This is a genomic window from Corallococcus sp. AB018 (genome assembly GCF_003986945.1).
GTDB lineage: Bacteria > Myxococcota > Myxococcia > Myxococcales > Myxococcaceae > Corallococcus > Corallococcus exiguus.
Genome location: NZ_RAWR01000249.1, coordinates 1 through 14,913 on the forward strand (window position 1 = coordinate 1; position 14,913 = coordinate 14,913).

The 14,913-nt window shown below is 69.7% G+C and carries 14 protein-coding genes and 1 pseudogene; 11 read left to right on the plus strand and 4 right to left on the minus strand.

The annotated features are described in order from the left end of the window. The 4 genes and pseudogenes from D7Y11_RS36575 to D7Y11_RS36590 all read left to right on the plus strand — a co-directional run. Positions 1-807, plus strand: a pseudogene (locus tag D7Y11_RS36575) (biotin transporter BioY); the annotation flags it as partial. Between the two features lie 86 nt (positions 808-893). Next, positions 894-2,609 (plus strand): aldehyde dehydrogenase, encoded by a 1,716-nt coding sequence (locus tag D7Y11_RS36580; protein ID WP_126935984.1) that lies wholly within the window; start codon positions 894-896, stop codon positions 2,607-2,609. Between the two features lie 52 nt (positions 2,610-2,661). Continuing rightward, positions 2,662-3,837, plus strand: coding sequence for a tetratricopeptide repeat protein (locus tag D7Y11_RS36585; protein ID WP_120580691.1), 1,176 nt, complete (start codon positions 2,662-2,664; stop codon positions 3,835-3,837). 73 nt (positions 3,838-3,910) lie between these two features. Beyond that, positions 3,911-4,462, plus strand: a complete 552-nt coding sequence (locus D7Y11_RS36590) for a hypothetical protein (RefSeq protein WP_120580690.1) — start codon at positions 3,911-3,913, stop codon at positions 4,460-4,462. A gap of 14 nt (positions 4,463-4,476) precedes the next feature. Here the strand turns inward: D7Y11_RS36590 and D7Y11_RS36595 are convergent, their stop codons facing one another. Continuing rightward, positions 4,477-5,613: a cyclic nucleotide-binding domain-containing protein gene (locus tag D7Y11_RS36595; protein WP_120580689.1), complete on the minus strand. Its 1,137-nt coding sequence runs from the start codon at positions 5,611-5,613 to the stop codon at positions 4,477-4,479. Then, complete coding sequence (locus D7Y11_RS36600) at positions 5,610-7,166, minus strand: cation:proton antiporter (RefSeq protein ID WP_217276292.1); 1,557 nt, start codon at positions 7,164-7,166, stop codon at positions 5,610-5,612. Before D7Y11_RS36600 ends, D7Y11_RS36595 begins: the two co-directional genes overlap by 4 nt. Positions 7,167-7,367: 201 nt before the next feature. Between D7Y11_RS36600 and D7Y11_RS36605 the strand changes: the two genes are divergently transcribed. The 4 genes from D7Y11_RS36605 (at position 7,368) to D7Y11_RS44630 (ending at position 11,026) form a co-directional block, all read left to right on the plus strand. Continuing rightward, entirely contained in the window at positions 7,368-8,138 is a 771-nt protein-coding gene (locus D7Y11_RS36605) for an ABC transporter ATP-binding protein (protein WP_120580687.1), read from the plus strand. Beyond that, a complete protein-coding gene (locus D7Y11_RS36610; protein WP_120580686.1) occupies positions 8,135-8,938 on the plus strand; it encodes an ABC transporter permease in 804 nt (267 codons plus the stop codon). The genes D7Y11_RS36605 and D7Y11_RS36610 overlap by 4 nt, the downstream gene beginning before the upstream one ends. 200 nt (positions 8,939-9,138) lie before the next feature. Then, complete coding sequence (locus tag D7Y11_RS36615; protein WP_120580685.1) at positions 9,139-9,717, plus strand: type 1 glutamine amidotransferase domain-containing protein; 579 nt, start codon at positions 9,139-9,141, stop codon at positions 9,715-9,717. A 412-nt stretch (positions 9,718-10,129) separates the two neighbouring features. Then, positions 10,130-11,026 carry a hypothetical protein gene (locus tag D7Y11_RS44630; RefSeq protein WP_126935985.1) on the plus strand — a complete coding sequence of 299 codons (897 nt, stop codon included), beginning with the start codon at positions 10,130-10,132 and terminating at the stop codon, positions 11,024-11,026. 74 nt (positions 11,027-11,100) lie between these two features. Here D7Y11_RS44630 and D7Y11_RS36625 read toward each other — a convergent pair whose 3' ends face one another. Beyond that, the gene (locus D7Y11_RS36625; RefSeq protein ID WP_121753305.1) at positions 11,101-12,027 is read right to left on the minus strand and encodes a DUF1684 domain-containing protein; all 927 of its coding nucleotides are present in this window, start codon (positions 12,025-12,027) and stop codon (positions 11,101-11,103) included. A 113-nt stretch (positions 12,028-12,140) separates the two neighbouring features. On the opposite strand from D7Y11_RS36625, the gene D7Y11_RS36630 reads away from it, so the two are divergent. Next, positions 12,141-12,983, plus strand: coding sequence for a 2-oxo acid dehydrogenase subunit E2 (locus D7Y11_RS36630; protein WP_126935986.1), 843 nt, complete (start codon positions 12,141-12,143; stop codon positions 12,981-12,983). A gap of 29 nt (positions 12,984-13,012) precedes the next feature. Then, entirely contained in the window at positions 13,013-13,243 is a 231-nt protein-coding gene (locus D7Y11_RS36635) for a hypothetical protein (protein WP_120578950.1), read from the plus strand. Positions 13,244-13,267: 24 nt separating this feature from the next. On the opposite strand, the gene D7Y11_RS36640 is transcribed toward D7Y11_RS36635, so the two are convergent. After that, positions 13,268-14,017 carry a glucose 1-dehydrogenase gene (locus tag D7Y11_RS36640; protein ID WP_120578951.1) on the minus strand — a complete coding sequence of 250 codons (750 nt, stop codon included), beginning with the start codon at positions 14,015-14,017 and terminating at the stop codon, positions 13,268-13,270. Positions 14,018-14,099: 82 nt separating this feature from the next. On the opposite strand from D7Y11_RS36640, the gene D7Y11_RS36645 reads away from it, so the two are divergent. After that, a complete protein-coding gene (locus D7Y11_RS36645; RefSeq protein ID WP_233607503.1) occupies positions 14,100-14,705 on the plus strand; it encodes a TetR/AcrR family transcriptional regulator in 606 nt (201 codons plus the stop codon). The last annotated feature ends 208 nt before the right edge of the window (positions 14,706-14,913 follow it).

The window sequence follows — 14,913 nt, forward strand, 5'->3', positions numbered from 1 at the left end:
GTCGGTGGCAGGCCCACCCCGCCGGTGCCGCCCGCGCCTCCGGTCCGGAGCGCGGTGCCCCCGGTGGCGCCCATGGCCCCCATGCTCGCGGCCGCGCCGCGTCCTCCCGCACCGCCCGCGCCTCCGCCGGACATGGGCATCGAGGACGGCGACACCTTCGCGTACCTCTCCGACGGCCGCACGATGATGGCCGGCAGCACGGACGACCTGTACCTGGCGCGCACCTTCAAGCAGAAGGGCAAGGACCTGCTCTTCGTGCGCCGCGACAACAAGCCCATGCTGATCCGCGACGCGAAGACGCTGGAGCAGGTGCGCAACCTGATGGAGGACGACCGGAAGCTGGGCGATTCGCAGAGCGCGCTCGGTGAGAAGCAGGCGGCCCTGGGCGCGCAGCAGGCCTCGCTGGGCCAGAAGCAGGCGGAGCTTGGTTATCCCATGTCGCAGATCGCCGCGAAGCACGCCGCCATCGCCTCGAAGCGCGCGGAGATCGCCATGGAACGCGCCCGCCTCCACTCGCTCGCGGACGGCCCCGAGCGCGACCGCAAGGAAGCGGAGCTCGACAAGCGCGACGCGTCCTTCGACCAGGAGCTGGAGGGCCTGGACAAGCAGCAGGAGGAGCTCAGCAAGAAGATGGAGGCGCTCGGCGAGGAGCAGTCGAAGCTGGGTGAACAGCAGGGGAAGCTAGGCGAGCAGCAGGGGAAGCTGGGCGAGCAGCAGGCGGCGCGCAGCCGCGAGAGCATGAAGAAGGTGATGGCCGTCATCGACGAGGCCATCCGCAAGGGCCTGGCCGAGCCTCTGCCCTCCTGAGGACAGAGGGCGCGGCCCCTCGGTGACGGCGCACGCGGGGGTTCCCTATACCGGGACCCGGTGTGAAGCCTGTCTCGGAGGTCGCCATGTCCGCCGCCGTCCCGCAGCACACGTCACGCACCACCATCGACATCCTGGTGCGCCGGGTCCGTGAGGGCTCGAGCGCGTGGGCGAAGCTCCCTCTGCCGGAGCGCATCCGGCTCCTGGGGGACCTGCGCGACGCGTACGTCGCCATCGCGGAGCCGAGCGTGCGCGCGGCCTGCGAGGCGAAGGGCATCGACCCCGGCGGTCCACTCGCGGGTGAGGAGTGGCTCGCCGGGCCCATGGTGGTGGTGCGCAACCTGCGCCTGCTCTCGGACGCGCTGAAGGACATCCAGAAGCACGGCGCGCCCGTCATCCCCGCGAAGCACCTGCGCACGCTGGAGGACGGGCGGCTCGCCGCGCGGTTGTTCCCCCAGGACAGGCTGGAGGGGATGCTCTTGCCCGGCACCACGGGCGAGGTCTACTTCCAGCCTGGCGTCACCGCGGCCAACCTGCGTGAACACCAGGCGTCCTTCTACCGAAAGCCCCACAAGGGCCGGGTCTGCGCGGTGCTGGGCGGCGGCAACGTCAACTCCATCCCGCCCATGGACTGCCTCTACAAGCTCTTCGTCGAGGGCACCGCCTGCGTGCTCAAGATGAACCCCGTCAACGCGTACCTGGGCCCGTTCCTGGAGCAGGCCTTCGCCCCGCTCATCGCTCGCGACGCGCTGGCCATCATGTACGGCGGCGCGGAGGAGGGCGCGCAGCTGGTCCACCACGACGCGGTGGACGAACTGCACATCACCGGCAGCGACAAGACCCACGACGCGCTCGTGTGGGGCCCGCCCGGCCCGGAGTCCGACGAGCGCCGCCGGAAGAACGAACCGCTGCTCGCGAAGCACGTCTCCAGCGAGCTGGGCAACATCTCCCCCGTGGTGGTGGTGCCGGGGCCGTACTCGGACGGCGAGCTGCGCTTCCAGGCGGACGACATCGCCGGCATGGTCGCCAACAACGCGTCCTTCAACTGCAACGCGGCGAAGCTGCTGGTGCAGCCGAAGGATTGGCTCCAACGCGGCACGCTGATGGACCGCATCCAGGCGAGCCTGGGCCATGCGCCCGTGCGCCGCGCGTACTACCCGGGCGCGCAGGAGCGCTGGCACCAGTTCACGGACGCGCGCCCCAACCTGCGGCTGGTGGGCAACCCCGGCGAGGGCGACCTGGCCTACGCGTTGATTCCAGACGTGGATCCCTCGAAGACGGACGACCGCGTCTTCCGCAACGAGCCCTGGTGCACGGTGCTGTCTGAGACGGGCCTGCCGGGCTCCGACGAACCGGTGACCTTCCTGGAGGCCGCGGTGGCGTTCCTCAACGAGAAGGTGTGGGGCACGCTGAACGTGACGCTCATCGTCCACCCGAAGACGATGCGGGACCCGAGGGTGCGCGCGGCGGTGGAGAAGGCGGTGCGGGATTTGCGCTACGGCACGGTGGCCCTCAACACCTGGCCCGCGGCGGCGTATGCGCTGGGCAGCATGCCCTGGGGCGGCCATCCGTCCGCGTCGGCCCGGGACATCCAGAGCGGGCAGGGCTGGGTGCACAACACGTTCATGCTGGAGTCCATCGAGAAGGCGGTGTTGCGCGCCCCGCTCACGTCGCTGCCCTCGCCTCCGTGGGTGCCGGGTCACAAGGGCGTGGCGGCGCTGGGCCGCCGGTTGGTGGAATTCGAGCAGTCCCCGTCCTGGTGGAAGGTCCCCGGTGTCGCCCTGGCCGCGCTGCGCCGCTAGGGGCAGGCGGGGAGGCGGGGATTCTGGAGGCTCGTGGTAGTTAAGGGGGACCATGGCATCCAGGTACGCGCAAGAGGGTGGGCAGTCGCTCCAGCAGGGTCAGCCGGCGGAGGCGGTGAAGAGCTTCCAGAAGGGCCTCTCCATCGACCCGAAGGACGTGGACTGTCTGATGGGCCTGGTGCGCACCCACCTGAGCACCGGCGCCGCGAAGGAGGCGGAAGGCGCCGTGACGCGCCTGCTGCAGGTGCAGCCGGACAACACGGAGGCGCAGGCGCACCTGGCCATGCTCAAGGCGCAGGCCGGAGACCCCGTGGCGCTGGTGACGCTCAAGGCGCTGGCCGCCGCGCCCACCGCCGGCTACTTCGAGCGCTTCAACCTGGGCACGCTGCTGGCCGAGCGCGGCGACCTGGAGGGCGCGAAGGCCGCCTTCGAGGCCGCGCAGGTGGTGGCGCCCCACAGCGTCTACCCGCACTTCGAGCTGGGCCGCATCGCGGTGCAGCGCAGGGACACGGCGGCGGCGGTGACGCACTTCCAGCAGGCCTCGGCGCTGGCGCCCCAGGAGGCCCTGCCGCACCTGATGCTGTCGCGCGCGCATGCGGCGAACGGCGCCATCGGGGCGGCCATCGCGGCGGCCACGCGGGCGCTCGAGAACGCGCAGGGCCGCACGCGCGTGGCGGTGTTGCAGGACCTCTTCCGTCTCTACCTCCAGGCCAACAGCAAGGACTCGGCCCGCCGCACCATCCTGGAGCTGCGCGAGCTGGATCCGGCGCAGATCCGCTACGTCCACCTGCACGGCCTGGCGAGCATGCTGGCCGGGGAGCTGGCGGAGGCGAAGGCCCTCTTCGCGGAGGCCCTCGAGCGCGCTCCGAATCAGTGGGACATCCGTCACTCGCTGGCGCAGGCGCACGAGGCGCTGGGCGAGCGCGCCGAGGCCCGCAAGCTCCTGGAGGAGACCGTGGCGGTGGTGCCCCACGAGCCCGGCCCGACCAACGACCTGGTTCGCCTGCTGATGGGAGACCAGGACCACGCGCGGGCCCGCGTGCTGCTGGAGCGAGTGCTGGAGGCGAACCCCCAGGACGCGCTCACGCACCTGAACCTGGCGCGCGCCACCCAGCCGTTCGACCGAGCGGAAGCCACCCGGCACGCCAGGCAGGCGCAGTCGTTGGGCACGGCGGACGCCACCGTGAAGGACCAGGCGGCGCAGCTCCTCACGGAGCTGAGCGGCTGACGCACCCCGTCTTCCCCTGTCCCAGGCCCGTGCCTACCTTCAGGCGCGGTCCGAGAGCGGGCAGGGGGGACGTATGCGCAAGGCGGAGCAGGCATTGATCGAGCAGTTGGAAGCGCGCTTCCGGGAAGTGACGCGGCTGCTCTACACGACGTCCATCCCCGCATCGGTGTTGGACGCGGAGCTGCTGCCGATGATGGCGGAGGACGTCACCTTCACCGACCCCTGGCAGAAGGGGGGCGGCAAGGAGACGTACCGCAAGGGCGCGGCGGGCTTCCACTGCATGTTCCACTTCGACTTCGACATCTTCCAGCTCAACGTCCAACTGGAGCCGGATGGGAAGAGCGGGCGGGCCATCGTGGACGGGGTGATGAACCTCAAGCAGTTCGCGTGGCTCTACACGTACCCGCTGCGCACGCTGCTCGTGTACGACTTCACGCTCCAGCGCGGCGAGGACGGCGGTGAGGTGTTGCCGCTCATCCACGCGCACGAGGAGATGTGGAGCTTCGGCGACATGATCGCCAACGTGCCCGGAGTCGGCGCGCTCTACGACCGCTTCCGCAGCGCCTTCAGCGTGGGCTTCCTGGCGGCGTCCGCGGTGTGCGGGCGCCTCAGGCGGTCCACGTAGCGCACCAGTCTTTCTCAGCGGCCGAACAGCCCGCGCCGCTTCGTCGACTGCACCTGTCCGCCCAGGCGTGACAGGCGTTGGCCCAGGATGCGGCTCATCTCCAGCGCGACGGCGGGGTTGGCCATCATGACGCCGCGGAAGTCCTCGCGGCCCACGGCGGCCAGCTCGCACGGTGTGGCGGTGACGGCGGTGGCGTTGCGTGGTTCGCCCGTGAGCAGGGCCAGCTCTCCGAAGAAGCCCCCCTGCTTCACCGTGGCCACCGTCTGCCGTGAGCCGTCCTTCATCGCCACCTCGCCGGAGATGACCACGTAGAACGTCTCGCCCGCATCGCCCTGGCGGAACAGCTCCGTGCCCGCGGGCGTCTGGAGCAGCTCCGCGCCGCGCGCCACCGCCTCCAACTCGTCGTCATTCAGGGGCGCCAGGAAGTCCAGCTTGCGCAGCGTCTTCGCCAGCGTCGAAGCGAGGCCCTCGCCCAGCGGCGGCTCCGACGTGAGGAACTCCACCGCCGTCGCCACCTGCGTGCGGCGCGCCACGAGGATGACGTTGTGCCCGGCCTTCAGCTGCGTGTTGCCCTCCGGCAGCGCCGTGTGGCCCTGCGGATCCACCAGCGCGATGAAGATGCACTCGCGAGGGAAGCCCTCCATGCCGCGCACCTGCGCCACCGTCTGCCCTGCCACCCGGGCGCGGGCGGGAATGGCCAGCTCGAAGAGGAGCGCGTCGCCGCTGCTGAGCGGCAGCGACCCGGACACCTGCGGGAAGTCGATGGCGGTGGTCATCTTCGCCACCACCACGTCCGCCTCCGCCACCAGCTCCTTCACGCCCGCCAGCCGGTACGCGTCGCGGTAGTTCGTGTCCAGCATCCGCACCATCAGGCGCGCGCTGGACGTGGCGCGCACCAGCATGGCGAACGCGAGGTTCGCCGGGTCGTGCGCCAGCACCGCCGCCGCCACGTCCGCCGTCCCGATGCCCGCCGCCTCCAGCACGCGCGGATTCGTGGCGTCACCGCACACCGTCACCACGCCCACCTCCTCGAAGAGGCGCGAGCAGATGCCCGCGTCGCGTTCGATGACCGTCACCGAGTGCTGCTCCGACACGAGCCGCGCCGCCAGCGCGCCGCCCACCCGTCCTCCCCCCGCGATGACGATCTTCATGACGCCTTGTGCTCCTTGCCTTCCGAATTCGCGTGCCCGCCGTGCAGCACCTTCTCCAGGCCCAACATCCGCGCGTCCAGCTGCGCCAGCATCTCCTCCGCCGTCGCCTCCGGAATCAGCCCGTTGCGCCGCGCGCCCTGCAACGCCGTGCGCTCCGCGTCGATGAGCCGCCGCCGCGTGCTCAAGAGGTCCTTCGCCCCTTCGGCCAGGTGCTGCTCGCTGATGCGCCGCAGCTCCCGCTCCGCCCGGGCGATGTTCACCTGGTACTCGCTGCGCAGGTGCTCGTAGGCCGCGCGCGGCAACAGGCCCTGCGAGTGCAACGCCTCCAGCTCCACGTGCGCCGCGCGGCTGGCGATGAGCTTCCCGCGCTGCTCCGCCATCTCCAGCGCCACCGCGTCCTGCTGGAACAGCCCCAGCGCCTTGAGCGCGCCCGTGAGCATCAACCCCTGGCCCACCATGGACACCAGCGTGACGCCGAACGCGATGGAGACAATCTGCTCGCGCGCGGGCGTATTCTCCGGAAGACCCAACGCCAGACCGATGGACAGCGCGCCCTTGATGTTTCCCACCAGGAACACGTGCTGCCAGCGCAGCGGGAGGGTCTCCGCGGGCTTGAACAGACGCAGCAGCAGGAAGGGCAGGTAGATGGCCACCGCGCGCCCCAGCACCACCGCCACCACCGCGATGCCCACGCCCGGCAGGTGTCCCTGGAGCGCCTCCGGCCGCGTGTCCAGACCGACGGAGAGGAAGAGGAACGTGTTGACGCCGAAGGTGGCGTACTCCCAGAAGGAGTGGATGGCCACCTGGCTCTGAGGCGGCACCTCCCGCCGCAGCGTCACGCCCACCGCGAGCCCCGCCACCACCGCGGAGATGGCGCCCGACAGGTGCACCTCTTCCGCCATCACGTAGGACGCCAGCGCCACCGCCGTCGTCACCATGATCTCCGCGAGCGGATCCTCCGCGCGCCGGATGATGAAGCCGCCCAGGAGGCCCAGCGCCAGGCCCACCACCGCGCCGCCCACCGACGCGAGCAGCACATGGCCGCCCAGCGACCCCAGCGAGGGCGCCATACCGCCCGCCACCACCGCCGCGATGGCCGTGTACGCCACCAGCGCGGTGCCGTCGTTGAAGAGGCTCTCACCCTGGATGATGCCCGCCAGCCGCCCGGGCACTGGCGCACGACGGAAGGCGTAGAGGATGGACACCGTGTCCGTCACCGCGAGGATGGAGCCCAGCAGCAGCGCGGGCCCCCACGCCAGGTCCAGCATCCAGTGCAGCGCGGCGCCGGTGGCGCCAATGGCGAGCACCATCCCCAGCGTGGACAGCAGGCCAATGGGGACCGCGTTCGCGCGGATGCCATTGAGGTCCGCCATGATGCCGCCCTCGAAGAGCAGCAGCGGAAGGCATATGAGGAAGACCACCTGCGGGTTGAGCGGGGGCACTCCCGGCAGCAGGTGTGCGACGGAGATGAGAAGGCCACCAAGCACCAGCGCGACGTTGTACGGCACGCTGGCCCGCTTGGCGGCGATGGCAAGCGCGATGGCTGCCACCATTAGGCCTATTAAAATAGGTACTTCCAGCAGCACGGCGACTCCACTGGGGCCAGGAAGGGGCGCGAAGCTTTCCAGATTCGCGTGGACCGTGCACGGGCACCGTCCGCTTTTCGTCTCCGGGCCCCGAGGCCCCGCCCGCCTGCCTCCCGCCGGAAGTGCGCCCTGGCGGCGAGACGTCCGCGTGGTACAGCAAGCACCCAGATGAAATCCGGCTCGCTGGACACCCTGGTCCTCTCCGTCACGGCCCTGCGCAAGACCTACGGTGCCCACACGGCCGTGGACGGCATCTCCTTCCACGTGCGCCGCCGCGAAATCGTGGGGCTCCTGGGACCCAACGGCGCGGGCAAGAGCACCACCATCAACATGCTCCTGGGCGTGCTCCAGCCCACCTCCGGCACCATCGCCATCGAAGGCACCGACCTGGAGACCCAGCGGGTGAAGGCCCTGTCCCGCACCAACTTCGCCGCCGTCTACTCGCCGCTGCCCGGCAACCTCACCGTGGCCCAGAACCTGCGCGTCTTCGGCCTCATCTACGGCGTGAAGGGGCTGTCCGCCCGCATCGAGACGCTGCTGGAGGAGTACGACCTGAAGCGCTTCCGAGACACCAAGTGCGGCGTGCTTTCCTCCGGCGAGCAGACCCGTGTGTCATTGGCCAAGGCCATGCTCAACGAGCCCCGGCTGCTGCTGCTGGACGAACCCACCGCGTCGCTGGATCCGGCCACGGCGCTGGACATCCGCACCCGCATCCGTGACTTCGCCGCGAAGGGCAACAGCGGCGTGCTGTGGACGTCCCACAACATGTACGAGGTGGAGTCCGTCTGCGACCGCGTCCTCTTCCTGGCGCGCGGACGGGTGCTGCTGGAGGGCGACCCGAAGACGCTGCCCCGCGAGCACGGCAAGGCGTCACTGGAGGAGCTGTTCATCGCCGTGGCCAACGAGCCGCTGGCGCTGGAGAGGAACGAAGCGCCATGAACCTGAACCACGTCGCGGGCATCGCGCTGCGCCAGTTCTATCTCTACAGGGGCAACTTCGCGCGAGTGGTGCCGCTGTTCGCCTGGGTGGCCGTGGACATGGTGCTGTGGGGCTTCATGACCCGGTACCTCAACCAGGTCACGTCCTCCGGCTACGACTTCGTGCCGGCGCTGCTGGGCGCGGTGCTGCTCTGGGACTTCTTCGCGCGCGTGATGCAGGGGTTGACGACGGGCTTCTTCGAGGACGTCTGGTCGCGCAACTTCCTCAACGTCTTCGCCACGCCGCTCACGCTGACGGAGTACGTGAGCGGCCTGGTGCTGACGAGCATCGTGACCAGCGCCATTGGCCTCGTCGTCATGCTGCTGTTGTCCACCACGGTGTTCGGCCTGTCCTTCGCCGCCTACGGGGTGATGTTCATCCCCTTCGTGATGGTGCTGTTCCTCTTCGGCATCGCGCTGGGCATCCTCAGCAGCGCGATGGTCTTGAGGTTGGGCCCCGCGTCCGAGTGGTTCGTCTGGCCCATCCCCAGCCTGCTGTCCCCGTTCGTGGGCGTCTTCTACCCGCTGTCCACGTTGCCGGAGTGGATGCAGTGGGTGGCGAAGCTGCTGCCCCCGTCCTACGTCTTCGAGGGCGTGCGCACGCTGGTGGCCGGCGGCGAGTTCTCCGGCGCCACGCTCGGGTGGGGCTTCGCGCTGGCGCTCCTGGACATCGTGCTGGCGGGCTGGGTGTTCCAGCGGGTCTACCGCTACGCGGTGCGCACGGGCCTGCTGGCCCGCTACAGCGCGGAGAGCGTGAGCTAACGCCGGACGCGCAGGAGCAGGCGTCGGGAGCGCATGGCGTCAATCTAGCGTTGGTGAACGCGGCCTACCGACCTGGAAGGGGGGCAGCCGAGCGCATTCGGGACTGGAAGACGGTGCGGAGTGGCGTTGTCGCGGCCCCTGTCGTGGGCACCTTGCTCGGGCGGGTTCAACGACACCAATGCCCAGCGGGAGGCAGTTCCATGGCGCGCATCGCATTCATCGTGGCGAACGACTTCGAGGACTCCGAGTTCCAGGTGCCCTTCGACACGCTCAAGCAGGCGGGCCACGAGCCCGTCGTCATCGGCGTGGAGGCCGGCAAGACGCTCAAGGGGAAGAAGGGCGCGGAAATCCGCACGGAGAAGGCGGTGAAGGAGGTGAAGGCCGCGGACTTCGCCGCGCTGGTGATTCCCGGCGGCTACTCGCCGGACCACCTGCGCATGGACATCGCCATGGTCGGCTTCGTGCGCGACTTCTTCAAGGCGGACAAGACCATCGCCGCCGTGTGCCACGCGCCGTGGATGCTGGTGGAGGCGGACATCGCGGACGAGCGCACCGTCACCTCGTTCCCCTCCATCAAGACGGACCTCATCAACGCCGGCGCGCGCTGGGTGGACCGCCAGGTGGTGGAGGACGGCAACCTCATCACGTCCCGCAAGCCGGATGACCTGGAGGCCTTCTGCGCCGCCGTGCTGCGTCAGCTGAAGGACGGCATCGCCCCACGTCTGGAGTCGCCCCTGGCCCCGCAAGCCACCGCGGACCGCGCACCCCCAGTGCACTGAGCGGCCAACAGGGCGAAACATGGTCCAACAGGACCCAGCCCCCCAGGGTGCTTCACGCGCTCTGGGGGGTTCTACGTGCCGCGCGGAGCATCGGATTTTCCCCCCGGGGAGAGGCCTGCCTGCCCCTGCTTCAGAGGGAAAATGTTGAGGGGACAACCCCGCATCCCCTCGACGCATTGCGCTGTCGGACGCATGCGCCGGGTTTTTGCTGCGCTGGCATTGTTCCGTTGTCTTTGGTTCTTCGATACAAGACACTCAGACGTTTGTACGGGGTTCCACCAACCCCAGGGGAGTCATAAAATCCCTGAATTTTACAGCTGGGTTGCCATTATGCAGCGTAGTTGTTTATTGTTTCGCCAGCCCCGCCCCCTTGACGGACCGCGCCAACACTGACGGTCACTGTGACTCCCGAATGAATCCGGCTCCCCGAAACGTGGTGTCCCAGCCCCGTCAGGTCGTCCGGGCGGTGTTGAACGAAGCGCTGGAGAGCAAGCTGGGCGGTGAGGTGGTGGTGAAGTCCACCACGGTCTCCGGGCGCATCTTCGTGGTGGAGCGCAAGGTGGCGTGGACGGTGCTCACGGGCCCGGGCTCGCGCAGCTTCTCCACGGCGCTCATCGACGCGAAGCTGGTGAGCCGCGAGGACGTCGAGCAGGTGATGGCGGAGTGCCGCAAGAGTGGCGGCAACTTCTGCGAGACGCTGGTGGCGTGGGGCCTGGTGCCGCGCGACACGCTGCGCGACGTGCTGTGCCGCCACCTGGCGGTGCAGTTGGAGACGCTCTGCGGACTGACGGAGGCGCAGGCCCTCTTCGTGCCGCAGCCGCGCTCCTACTCCAGCCAGCTGACGTTCGACCTGGCGGAGCTCACGGCCGAAACCACGCAGACGCAGCCTGCCGTTCCGCAGTCGCAGTCCCCAGCCGGTCCCCCCGTCCTACTGGAAGGTGAAGTCATGGCGAACGTGAAGCAGTCGCTGGAAGAGGCGATGAAGATTGAAGGGGCGTTCGCGGTCTGTCTCGCGGATGCCAACAGCGGGATGACATTGGGAAGTGTCGGATCCGCGGGGTTCAACGTCGAGGCGGCGGCGGCGGGCAACACGGAGGTGATGCGCGCCAAGCTGAAGACGATGAAGGCCCTGGGCATCAAGGACCGCATCGAGGACATGCTCATCACCCTGGGCGAGCAGTACCACATCATCCGTCCGCTCGCGGCCCGCGAAGGCCTGTTCCTCTACATCGCGCTGCACCGCGCGAACGCGAACCTGGCGATGGCGCGCTTCCGCATGGCGGAAGTGGAGAAGAACATCCAGCTCTGAGGTTTCAGCTTGATGACGCCCCCACGCCGCCCGTTTCCCTCCTGGAGGGAAGCGGGCGGAGGCGTTTCGAGGGGTCAGTGCTCTCCCGCGCGCTTCTCACCGGCTTCCACGCGCAGGGACAGGCGGTTGCCGCGCGGAGGCAGCGGGCAGGTGGCGAAGCGAGAGAAGGCGCACGGCGGATTGTAGGCGCGGTTGAAGTCCAGCACGACGCGCCCGTCCTTGTCCGGCAGCGGCGCTTCGAGGAAGCGGCCGGCGCCGTAGGTGGTGTCGCGGTTCGTCTCGTCGCCGAAGACGATGAACAGCTCGTCCGAGCCCTCTTCCCCCACGGGCGTCAGGCGGTACTCCTTGCCCGCCACCTTGAAGACGAGCGTGCCGGCGGACTTCATCTCCTCCGCGTACCCCAGCACCGTGGGCACGCTGAGCATGCGCGGCTTGTCGTCCGGCACCAGCCGCGCCTCCACCTTCCAGTCTGAGCTGGCCGGATACAGCGGGATGCCGTGGAACTGCTTGCGCGTCGCCGCCTCTGAATCCTTCACCCGCACGCCCAGCCGGTCCTTCCGGCGGATGATCTGGAAGTTCACGGTGCCCAGCCGCACCACGTCCGGCGCTTCCTTCTCGTCTGTCTTCAGCGCGCCGCCGGTGAAGGGTTTGCCCTCCAGCGTGAAGGCCACACCCGGCGCGGGCTGGAAGCTCACGGTGTCACCCTTGCGCACGAAGGTCCCCGCCCTGGCCGGCGCCGACGAGGGCAGTGGCACCGCGCTGTCGGGAGCGGAGCCGGCCGTCTGTTCGCCCTCCTTCAACCAGGTGAGCCCCACCAGCGTCAGCCATCCGTCTGGCGATTGCAGGCGTTGCAGCCGTTCGGCGTGCCACGCCTGGGTGGCGGCGGCGACGTCCTCCGCGGGGGCCTTCTTCTCCGCCTGCGCGGCGGGTTTCGGGAGCGGCTTCGTCGCGGGCGGCGAGGCCTGTAATGCCAGGGACAGGACCAGGGCGAGGGTGCTCATGCGGATGGGCCTCGAAGGACGGGAGGGGCAGGGGCGCTGGGGCCAATGTCTAACAGGTGCCCGTCCCGGTTGCGCGCGGTCCTCCCGCCGTGCAAAGGCTTGAGAAACCTTCCATGAACCTGGACCTCCATTCCGCGCCCCCGGCCAGTGCCCTGCGCAAGCTCGCGCTGGGGACGTGGCGCGCGCCCCGCGACCCCACGGCCTACGCGGCGCTGGAGGTCCGCATGGAGCCGGCGCTCGCGTTCATGGCCACGCACCGCACGCTCACCGGCCGCCGCCTGACGGTGACGCACCTGGTGGCGAAGGCCGCGGCGGACGCGCTGCGCCGCTACCCGGAGGCCAACGTCGTGCTGCGCGGCCAGCGCCCGTGGCTGCGCGAGGACGTGGGCGTCTGCGTGCTGGTGGTGCAGCCGGCGAGCGGCGCGTCGCGCGTGGACCTGACCACCGCCACCGTGCACCGCGCGGACCAGAAGTCGCTGGAGGCGCTGGCGGACGCCATGGAGTCGCGGGTGTCGCGGGTCCGTGCTCGTGAGGACGTGGAGATTGAACGAGGCAAGCGCCGCTCGTCGCTGTTGCCCGGCTGGCTGATGGGCCCCGCGCTGCGGCTGTTGTCCTTCGTCTGGTACGGCCTGAACGTGAACCTGCGCCGCGTGGGCATGCCGTTCGACCCGTTCGGCTCCGTGGCGGTGACGAACCTGGGCTCGCTGGGGCTGGAGCGGGGCTTCGTCGCGATGGTGCCCTACACCCGCGTGCCGCTCCTGCTGGCGCCCGGGCTGGTGCGGGACGTGCCCGTGGTGCAGGACGGAGCGCTGGTGCCCGGCAAGGCCATGACGCTCACCTGCACCTGGGACGCGCGCCTCATCGACGTGGACCTGGCCGCGCGGGTGCTCCGGCACATCGGCGGAGCGCTGGAGGATCCCCGGGGGTGGGATGCACCGGGGACCGAAGCGCGGTAGAACAGGGGTGTCATCCGGAGGTCGGCACCATGTCCGTGGATCCCTTTCGTCGCGTCGGTTCGTCCCGTCCCGTGGGACGGGTGCTGAGCGGCCAGGACCGCTTCGAGAAGGAAGCCCTGGAAGGTCCTCCCGAGGGCCACCTCGCCATGGACCGCCGCCAGCGCATGGCCGGCGGCCCGCTGCCGGTGAACGGCGAGAGCCCCTTCGCCGCGAAGATGCGCAAGCTGGCCGCGTCGAACCCGGACGGCAAGGAAGACTGACGCGGTCCTTCCTCGCCGGGCCGCTCAGACCTGCCCGGCGCCGCCGTCCACGAAGAGCTCCGCGCCGTTGACGAAGCTGCTGTCGTCCGACGCGAGGAACAGCGCCGCCTTCGCCACCTCGTCCGGCTGCCCCATGCGTCCCAGCGGGATGAGGCTGGTGAGGTACTCCTTGATCTGCTTCGCCCCCGCCGCGTCGGCCGCCAGCCCGTTGAGTCCCGGCGTGTCGATGGGGCCCGGGCTGAGCGTGTTCACCCGGATGCGCCGCCCCTTCAGGTCCGTTGCCCAGGTGCGCGCGAACGAGCGGATCGCCGCCTTCGTCGCCGCGTAGACGCTGAACGCCGCCGAGCCGTCCGAGCCCGCGGTGGAGCCCGTCAGGATGACGGAGCCGCCGTCCTTCAACAGGGGCAGCGCCTTCTGCACCGAGAACAGCGTGCCCTTCACGTTGACGTTGAACGTCTGGTCGAAGTGCGCCTCCGTGATGGTGCCCAGCGCCGCGAACTCGCCGCCGCCCGCGTTGGCGAACACCACGTCCAGGTGCCCCGCCTCCTCCTTCACCCGCGCGTAGAGCCGGTCCAGGTCCGCCATCACGGACACGTCCCCGCGCACTCCCACCGCGCCGTGGCCAATCTCCTGCACCGCCCGGTCCACCTCCGCCTGCCGGCGGCCGGTGAGGAAGACCTTCGCTCCCTCCTGCGCGAAGCGCTTCGCGGACGCGAAGCCGATGCCCGTGGTTCCACCCGTGACGACCGCCACCTTCCCGTCGAGCCTGCCCATCGTCCCACTCCTTGGTTATGGACTTCGTGGTCCATATCTAAGAATGGTGGACCGAACGGTCAATAACTTTTATTTTCCGGGCATGGCTCGGCCTCGGACATTCGATGAAGCGCAGGTGCTGCGGGCGGTGCGCGACCAGTTCTGGAACAAGGGCTACGCGGCGACGTCCATGGACGACCTGATGCGGGCCACGGGGCTGGGGAAGGGCAGCCTCTACGGAGCCTTTGGCGACAAGCATCAGCTCTTCCTGAAGGTGTACGACACGTACTGCGTGAGCTCCGTGGAGTCGGTGAAGAAGACGCTGGAGGGGCCGGACGCAGGAGCGCTGGAGCGGCTGCGCCAGTACATGCTGGGCGTTGCCACCGCGTCCGCGGCGCCCGCGAACCGGCGAGGGTGTCTGCTGGCGCGAGGCACGTCGGAGCTGGCGGCGCAGGACGCGCACGTGGCGGACCGGGCACTGGAGACCTTCCGGGGGCTGGAGGCCGCGTTCGTTCGCTGCCTGGAGCAGGCCCGGGCACATGGGGACCTTGCCGCCCACGCTGACTCACAGAGGTTGGGTGCCATGCTGCTCGCGGTCTTCCGGGGGCTGGAGGCCGTGGGCAAGGCGGGCATGGACGAGGCCAGCCTGCGCGGCATGGTGGAGACGGCGTTCGAACATCTGCCCGCCCCGGTGAAGCGCCGTCGCTAGAGCCGTCCCCTCTTCCGGTGACCCCCGCGTTCAGGCTAAGTAGGTCGCCAGAAGTTCTCTAACAAATCGCGCAGCCAGAAGCCCTCGGCGAGGCAGCCCGCCTTGCGGAGGGCGTCCTGGGGAGAAAGGCGCACTACCCAGCGGATGGCAGCGGCGACGTGCTGCTCCATCGTCGAGTACTGCCGGTTGGCCGACACGCGCTGTTTGA

What these genes read in the sequence shown, in the direction of transcription:
- D7Y11_RS36605 (WP_120580687.1), top strand. Translation starts at nt 7,368, where the DNA reads ATGAAATCCGGCTCGCTGGACACCCTGGTCCTCTCCGTCACGGCCCTG.
- D7Y11_RS36590 (WP_120580690.1), top strand. Translation starts at nt 3,911, where the DNA reads ATGCGCAAGGCGGAGCAGGCATTGATCGAGCAGTTGGAAGCGCGCTTC.
- D7Y11_RS36625 (WP_121753305.1), bottom strand. Translation starts at nt 12,027, where the DNA reads ATGAGCACCCTCGCCCTGGTCCTGTCCCTGGCATTACAGGCCTCGCCG.
- D7Y11_RS44630 (WP_126935985.1), top strand. Translation starts at nt 10,130, where the DNA reads ATGAATCCGGCTCCCCGAAACGTGGTGTCCCAGCCCCGTCAGGTCGTC.
- D7Y11_RS36580 (WP_126935984.1), top strand. Translation starts at nt 894, where the DNA reads ATGTCCGCCGCCGTCCCGCAGCACACGTCACGCACCACCATCGACATC.
- D7Y11_RS36610 (WP_120580686.1), top strand. Translation starts at nt 8,135, where the DNA reads ATGAACCTGAACCACGTCGCGGGCATCGCGCTGCGCCAGTTCTATCTC.
- D7Y11_RS36640 (WP_120578951.1), bottom strand. Translation starts at nt 14,017, where the DNA reads ATGGGCAGGCTCGACGGGAAGGTGGCGGTCGTCACGGGTGGAACCACG.
- D7Y11_RS36595 (WP_120580689.1), bottom strand. Translation starts at nt 5,613, where the DNA reads ATGAAGATCGTCATCGCGGGGGGAGGACGGGTGGGCGGCGCGCTGGCG.
- D7Y11_RS36630 (WP_126935986.1), top strand. Translation starts at nt 12,141, where the DNA reads ATGAACCTGGACCTCCATTCCGCGCCCCCGGCCAGTGCCCTGCGCAAG.
- D7Y11_RS36585 (WP_120580691.1), top strand. Translation starts at nt 2,662, where the DNA reads ATGGCATCCAGGTACGCGCAAGAGGGTGGGCAGTCGCTCCAGCAGGGT.
- D7Y11_RS36645 (WP_233607503.1), top strand. Translation starts at nt 14,100, where the DNA reads ATGGCTCGGCCTCGGACATTCGATGAAGCGCAGGTGCTGCGGGCGGTG.
- D7Y11_RS36615 (WP_120580685.1), top strand. Translation starts at nt 9,139, where the DNA reads ATGGCGCGCATCGCATTCATCGTGGCGAACGACTTCGAGGACTCCGAG.
- D7Y11_RS36635 (WP_120578950.1), top strand. Translation starts at nt 13,013, where the DNA reads ATGTCCGTGGATCCCTTTCGTCGCGTCGGTTCGTCCCGTCCCGTGGGA.
- D7Y11_RS36600 (WP_217276292.1), bottom strand. Translation starts at nt 7,166, where the DNA reads ATGGTGGCAGCCATCGCGCTTGCCATCGCCGCCAAGCGGGCCAGCGTG.